The organism is Klebsiella sp. X1-16S-Nf21 (assembly GCF_002837615.1).
Taxonomy (GTDB): Bacteria; Pseudomonadota; Gammaproteobacteria; order Enterobacterales; family Enterobacteriaceae; genus Klebsiella; species Klebsiella variicola.
Window position 1 is genome coordinate 48,106 of sequence record NZ_PJDK01000041.1, and the last position, 6,075, is coordinate 54,180.

General features: G+C 55.0%; 7 protein-coding genes. All 7 read left to right on the top strand.

From position 1 onward, the window contains the following. The first annotated feature begins 160 nt into the window (after window positions 1-160). The gene (pdxA, locus tag CW267_RS18575; protein ID WP_008806010.1) at window positions 161-1,168 is read left to right on the top strand and encodes a 4-hydroxythreonine-4-phosphate dehydrogenase PdxA; all 1,008 of its coding nucleotides are present in this window, start codon (window positions 161-163) and stop codon (window positions 1,166-1,168) included. A gap of 35 nt (window positions 1,169-1,203) precedes the next feature. Next, on the top strand, window positions 1,204-2,922 hold the full coding sequence (locus CW267_RS18580) for a four-carbon acid sugar kinase family protein (RefSeq protein WP_012968563.1): 1,719 nt from the start codon (window positions 1,204-1,206) through the stop codon (window positions 2,920-2,922). Between the two features lie 92 nt (window positions 2,923-3,014). Continuing rightward, window positions 3,015-4,034, top strand: a complete 1,020-nt coding sequence (locus tag CW267_RS18585) for a 2-keto-3-deoxygluconate permease (RefSeq protein WP_004204602.1) — start codon at window positions 3,015-3,017, stop codon at window positions 4,032-4,034. A 1-nt stretch (window position 4,035) separates the two neighbouring features. Next, the gene (locus tag CW267_RS18590; RefSeq protein ID WP_023297368.1) at window positions 4,036-4,410 is read left to right on the top strand and encodes a PTS glucitol/sorbitol transporter subunit IIA; all 375 of its coding nucleotides are present in this window, start codon (window positions 4,036-4,038) and stop codon (window positions 4,408-4,410) included. A 28-nt stretch (window positions 4,411-4,438) separates the two neighbouring features. After that, a complete protein-coding gene (gene rpiB / locus CW267_RS18595; RefSeq protein ID WP_008806013.1) occupies window positions 4,439-4,897 on the top strand; it encodes a ribose 5-phosphate isomerase B in 459 nt (152 codons plus the stop codon). Window positions 4,898-4,927: 30 nt separating this feature from the next. Then, window positions 4,928-5,878 carry a transaldolase gene (gene tal, locus CW267_RS18600; RefSeq protein ID WP_004147958.1) on the top strand — a complete coding sequence of 317 codons (951 nt, stop codon included), beginning with the start codon at window positions 4,928-4,930 and terminating at the stop codon, window positions 5,876-5,878. 19 nt (window positions 5,879-5,897) lie between these two features. Beyond that, window positions 5,898-6,075 (top strand): hypothetical protein (locus CW267_RS18605; RefSeq protein ID WP_168712793.1); only part of this gene is annotated, 178 nt, incomplete at its 3' end.

The window sequence follows — 6,075 nt, forward strand, 5'->3', positions numbered from 1 at the left end:
ACATGAACATATGTTAGATCACATTTTTCGATGAAAAAAATCTATGAATTTTTTTATGTGATCCTCATCACTAATGGCGGCTCATTCATCAGGTAATGTTTTGAGCATATGATTTGACTATGAACATATGAACAATCAACTGAGACAAGAGAGGCGCATGATGTCAGCAGAGAAAAAACCCGTTGTGGCGATTACCATCGGCGATCCGGCAGGGATCGGCCCAGAGATCACAGTGGCCACCATGATGGACAAAAGCGTGTATGACGAGTGCAAACCGTTCCTGATCGGCTCGGTACCGATTATCAGCCGGGCGATGAAAATCATGGGCTGCGATTTTGCTATCCATAAAATTGCTCATCCTCAGGAGGCCCGTTTCAGCTGGGGGACGCTGGATGTCCTGGAAACCGGCGACTACGACTGCGACAGCATCGAATGGGGCAAGGTGCAGAAGCTGGCGGGGCAAATGTCGCTGGACTATGTGATGAAGTCGATCGAACTGGGCAAAGCGGGGCTGATCGACGTGGTCTCTACTGCACCTATTCATAAGGAAGCCATCAAGCTGGCGGGATGTAAGCTCCCGGGCCATACCGAAATCTATCAGGTGGAAACCCAATCTGATTATGGCTTGACTATGTTCCACGTCCACAACCTGCGCGTCTTCTTCGTGAGCCGCCATATGGCGCTAAAAGCTGCCTGTGACTATGCCAATAAAGCGCGGGTGCTGGCCTGCGTTCAGCAGATCCATCATGAATTTACTGCCCTGAACATCAACAATCCGCGTATTGCCGTGGCCGCCCTGAACCCGCATGGTTCCGACAACGGTCTTTTTGGTCACGAAGAGGCAGACAATCTGATCCCGGCGGTGAAAGCGGCCCAGGAGATGGGGATCAACGCTATCGGGCCGGTACCGGCCGATTCCGTGTTCCATCTCGGCAAACAGGGGCGCTACGACGCCATTCTCTCGCTGTATCACGATCAGGGGCATATCGCCTGTAAAACCCTCGACTTTGAACGTTCAATCACCATTACCTTCGGCCTGCCGTTTATGCGCAGCTCCGTTGACCATGGGACGGCGTTTGATATCGCCGGTACCGGTAAGGCGGGTACTGTCAGTATGCTGGAGTCGACGCTGGTGGCGGCCCGTTACTGGAAAATGAAGCATCAATAATCGCTGAGGTTCATGCGAATCACGAGGACAGAGAAATGGAAAAACATCTGTTGATTAGCAAGGGCTGTAAGGGCTGGGGTGGGCCTCTGACTATCACGCTGGGTCAGGGAAAAAAGATTGCGTACATTACCGGGGGGATCCGTCCCCCGGTCGTGGACCGCCTGAGCGAACTGACCGGCTGGCCCTCCATTGATGTATTCAAAAATGGCGAACCGCCGGCAGAAGAGATTGGTTTAATGGTCATCGACTGCGGCGGCACGCTGCGCTGCGGACTCTATCCGAAGCGGGGAATTCCCACCATTAACCTGCATCCCACCGGCAAAAGCGGCCCGCTGGCGGAATTTATACACGAAGGGATCTACGTCTCCGGGGTGACGCCTGCCTGCATTGAGATGGTCTGGCCACAAGGGGAAGGCGGAAAGCTTGGGATCGTGGCTGACGATTTGACCGGGGCGACCACCGTCGGGGTGCTGCTGGCACGTAGCGGTTTAAAAACCGCCGCGTTTTTCGATACCGAATCCTTCTCCCGCAATGAGGTCGAGTATCCGGCGATGGTCGTCAGCAGCGACAGCCGCCCATTGCCGAAAGCGGAGGCCCAGCACAAAGTGAGCGCTGCGGTGAAACAGCTGCAGGCTCGCGGCGCGCACTACTTCACCAAGCGGATTGATACCACGCTGCGCGGCGGCATCGGATTTGAAATCGATGCCATGCTGGAACAACTGCCGCAGGAGACGGTGGCGGTTGTGGTGCCGGCGATGCCGCAGTCACGGCGTATTCTCGTCGGCGGTTATTCGGTGATTGATTCGGTAGCCCTGTCGCGGACCGATGTGGCTCGCGATGTACGTACCCCGGTCACCGAGTCGTGGGTGCCGGGACTGTTGGCGGCGCAGACCCATCATCAGGTCGGGCATATCGCGCTGACGTCGGTGATGAAAGGCGAAGGGCAAATCCAGCAGGATTTGCAGGAGCAACAGCAACGCGGCGTGCGGGTGATAGTGGTCGATGCGATAACCGTCGACGATGTCGATGCCATCGCCGGGGCGGTAGTGGCCCTGAACTGGAACGTGCTGGCCGTCGATCCGGGGCCCTTTACCGAACGGCTGGCGGTTCGTCGCGGCCTGATGCGCGAAGCGCGGAGCAGCGCGCCCGCGAGCCTGACAGCGGACGGCCAGCGCGGCTCGATTTTGATCGTTGCCGGCAGCGCAACGCCAGTAACCAAAAAACAGCTCCAGTATTTGATCGCCAGGGATGACCGGGTCTGCCATATCCCGGTTGATGCCGAGCTGTTGGTTGACAGGAAAAACGCCGCTGAGATTGAAGTCAATCGCGTGGTACAGCATGCCCGACAGTGCGTTCCGGCGCAGCACAACGCGCTCTTTGTTTTTGAATCCGCCTTGACCGGGCGGTTGCTAAACCTTCAGGAAGAGGAGCAGAGATTTGGTCTGGCCCACGGTGAGGCTGCGCAAAATATTAACCACGGATTGGGCAGTATTGTACGCGAGGTGCTTAACTGTGCGTCGGGTGAAATTAAAGGATTGTATATGACCGGCGGTGACACCATGGTCAATGTCCTAAAAGAGCTGGGCGCGACCGGAATAGAAATGATTGACTATGTCATCCCGCAAACCGATATGGTGCGGATTATTGGTGGTGATTATGCCGGCTTAATTTGTGTCGGAAAAGGAGGGTTAACCGGACCGGAAGATATTATTGGCATCATTGTTGACCGAATTTATCAAGAAGCACAGCAATAACCCAGTCATCTAATAAAAAATAAACGACGTAATGGTCGTCAGGGTAGTATTGCGTCGTTATCTCTGTTAAATCTTAATTTAAGAGTCACCCTATGAATATTAATATACTTGAGAAAATGAATAAGGTGCCCGGTGGGCTAATCATTATTCCACTGCTGGTGGCAATATTGATTAATACCTTTGCTCCCCAGGTGCTCAGCATTGGCGGCCCAACCACCGCTTTATTTAAAGTCGGTTCCAGCGCCATGATGGGCATATTTTTGCTCATTTGCGGAACCTCAATCAATATCCGTCAGGCCGGTTTGCCGCTCTATAAAGGCGCCGTGCTGCTGTTTCTCAAATGTCTGGCCGGGGCCCTGGCGGTATGGGCCGCGGGAACGTTGTTTGGCCCGAGCGGATTTCTCGGGATATCGACCCTGGCGCTGATTGCCTGCCTGACCAGCTCGAACAGCTCCCTCTATATCGCATTGTGCAGCAACTATGGCGATGCCAGTGATGCCGGGGCGATCTCCGTGTTCTGCATCAAGGATGGTCCGTTTGTTACCATGATGGTACTGGGCGTCAGCGGCCTGGCCAATATTCCCTTCGCCGCGCTGCTGTCGATGCTGATCCCACTGCTGATTGGCATGCTGTGGGGCAATCTGGACGAACGTTTTAAACAGTTATGCGCCGCGGCGCAGCCGCTGGTGATCATTATTATGTCGTTCGCCATCGGCGCCAATTCCAGTATCAATACGGTGTTCACCGCCGGGTTGTCCGGGATCCTGTTGGGGATTATCTCCGCGCTCACCGGGATTGTGTTCTACTTTATCTACAACCTGTTTTTGAAGAAGAAAAGCGCGCTGGGCGCCGCGCTGGGAACCACCGCCGCCAGCTCAGCGCTGACGCCGGCGATGGTTGCCCAGGCGGATCCTTCGCTGGCGATGTACGTGGATGCCGCCACCGCGCAGCTGGCGACGGCGAGCATTATCACCATGATCACCGCGCCGATACTGGTCGCCTGGTTTGATAAACGGCTGAAAAAGCGGGCGCCAGCCGCTGAACCTTTGAAAGACGCGAAAAGTGAAGAGAGCGTGACATTATCTTCCCCTGCCGCCAAAGGACACAAATAGTATGAGCGTGCCGTTGTATTCATTACGAATTACCGCCGTCGGGGAATATGTTGAGTGCTCTTTGCGGGAGCAGCGGCTTATTTTATTCTCCGATGCCGTTCCCGACGATATTGCGAGTTATTGCGCCGTACACCAGGCCAGCGAACTGACCGCCGAGTTATCGCCCGGTCAGCGAATGAAATTAAATGATAAAAATTATCGGGTGACCGCGGTAGGCAGTGTGGCAACGGCAAATTTACGACAGCTTGGCCATATCACGCTAAATTTTGATGGCGCAGATATCGCTGAATTACCCGGGACGGTACACCTTTACGGCGAACCACCACAAATTATTCAGCCCGGCGACCAAATTTCGTTTTACCCGAATTGTCATTAAGACGTACTGTTAAATTAAGGAAATAACCATGAAAACAATCGCTATTGGTGCGGATGATGCCGCCTATGCTTTTCGCGATACTATCGTCGCTTATTTGAATGGGCTGGGAATAAACGTCGCGGATTACAGCAGCGATAAGCGCCAGGGGAGTACCGTTTATCCGGATGTTGCCCATGCGGTGGCGATGTCGATTAAACAGGGCGAACACGAGCGCGGCATTCTGATCTGCGGTACCGGCATTGGGATGAGTATTGTGGCCAATAAAGTCCCCGGGGTCCGTGCCGCCCAGTGTCACGATACCTTCTCCGCTGAGCGAGCGCGTAAAAGTAACAACGCGCAGATTATTACCCTCGGCGCGCGGGTGATTGGCACTGAGCTGGGCAAAAAAATTATTCAGGCGTGGCTTGAGTCCGAATATGAAGGCGGCGGCTCCGCGCCCAAAGTGGAACGTATTGATTATTACGAACACCAGCATGCCAGAGATTAATCTCCGCAGTCGTAAGATAAGGAACAGATGATGAGCCAGTTAGACGAACTGAAAAAATACACCACGGTTGTTGCTGATACCGGCGATATTGAATCGATTAAAAAGTTTGCACCCCAGGATGCGACCACCAACCCCTCGCTGGTGCTGAAGGCCGCGCAGCTGCCGCAGTATCAGCCGCTGATTGCCGATGCGATTGGCAAGGCACGCCGCCAGGGAGGCAGCGCAGAAACACAATTGATTAACGCCTGCGATCAGGTGGCAGTGGATATCGGCAGCGAGGTGCTGCGCCATGTGCCCGGGCGTATCTCCACCGAAGTGGATGCCCGCTTTGCCTGGGATCGCGGGATGTGCGTCGCGAAGGCGCGCAAGCTCATCCAGTTATATGAAAAAAATGGCATTGGTCCCGAGCGGATTCTAATTAAGCTCGCCGCCACCTGGGAGGGCATTCGCGCTGCCGAAGAGCTGGAGCAGAGCGGTATAAACTGCAACCTGACGCTGCTGTTCTCTTTCGCTCAGGCCCGGGCATGCGCCGAAGCGGGCGTCTTTCTCATCTCGCCCTTTGTGGGCCGCATCTACGACTGGTATCAGAAGCACCAGCCGCAGTCAGCCTATCAGGTGGACAGCGATCCGGGCGTGGTCTCTGTGCGCCAGATTTATCAGTATTACAAATCCCATGGCTATGACACGGTGGTAATGGGCGCCAGCTTCCGTCGTATTGAGCAGATCCAGGCGCTGGCGGGCTGCGATCGCCTGACTATCTCTCCGGCACTGCTGGACGAGCTGGCGGCCAGCGAAGGAGTGTTGACCCGTCAGTTGACCCCCGGCTGCGTGACGGAAACTCGTCCCAGCCCGATGACGCAGGCGGAGTTTCTCTGGCAGCATCATCAGGATCCCATGGCAGTGGAAAAACTAGCGGAAGGGATCCGACTGTTTGCTGTCGATCAGGTGAAACTGGAACAACAGATTCAGCAGATGCTGTAAGCCGCAGGGATAAAGACTGATGAAGACGACAAAAACCATTCGCTGCCAATGCGCCAACGCGCTGCGCGCCCTGAGCATGGACGCTGTACAGAAAGCCAAATCCGGCCACCCGGGGGCCCCGATGGGTATGGCTGACATTGCCGAAGTGCTGTGGCGTGATTTCCTGAACCATAACCCGAACAATCCGGCCTGGGCTG